The sequence below is a fragment of the Megasphaera sp. AF13-6AC genome (assembly GCF_027685385.1).
Classification (GTDB): domain Bacteria; phylum Bacillota; class Negativicutes; order Veillonellales; family Megasphaeraceae; genus Megasphaera; species Megasphaera micronuciformis.
The window spans coordinates 1-666 of sequence record NZ_JAQCUN010000305.1 but is presented as its reverse complement, the minus strand read 5'-3'; the positions used below and the strand labels follow the sequence as shown (position 1 = coordinate 666).

Below are 666 nucleotides of genomic sequence, written 5' to 3'. Positions count from 1 at the left end.
TCTTATCAAGGCCTTGAATAATACCTGCATTCGCCAATTCCATGACCGAATTATAAGCCCAACTATCCTTAGGTACATCTGTAAACGGATTCGCTGCAAACCCTGTCGAACAGACAACCGACATAACTGCGAGAATAGCTGCCGTCTTCTTGTTCATCCTAAACACTCCTTTAAAATATTATGCTTTATTTGCATTAATTTCCTTGATGATTATATCAAATTTTTAATTTATTGTAAAAAATATATTTAAATAACAAAAAACAAGACCTTTCAAAAGAAAGGTCTTGTTTCGTAGTTTCAGTTAAACTTAGAATGCGAATACGAACTGTGCACGTGTGAGTTCGTCCGGGTCAGATGCACTGCTGTCCTTGGATTTAGAAGCGAAGGACTGCATAACCTGGAACTGAGCATTCTTAGCGAAGGTGTAGTCTACACCGGCACCCCAGGTTTCAACACCGTTAGCCTTACCGAGAAGGTTGTCCGTTCTCCAGTTACCTGTCGAACCATTGATACCGTTCTTTTCAGCATTCAAGTAGTCAACCCAGAGATCCCACGATTTCGGCTGAGCCATCGTAGCTTTACCGTACTGAAGTTTGCCGTAGAATACGTCTGCGTCAGCTGTACCGTTAGGATTATTTACATTTTGGTATTCACCCAAGAGGTTGA

1 protein-coding gene and 1 pseudogene are annotated in these 666 nt (G+C 41.1%); both read right to left on the bottom strand.

The genetic code is table 11. The features are described from left to right. On the bottom strand, positions 1-157 hold a 157-nt coding region (locus PGX78_RS09040), incomplete at its 3' end, for an S-layer homology domain-containing protein (protein ID WP_270446630.1). A gap of 150 nt (positions 158-307) precedes the next feature. Continuing rightward, a pseudogene (locus tag PGX78_RS09035) lies at positions 308-666 on the bottom strand (outer membrane insertion signal); the annotation flags it as partial.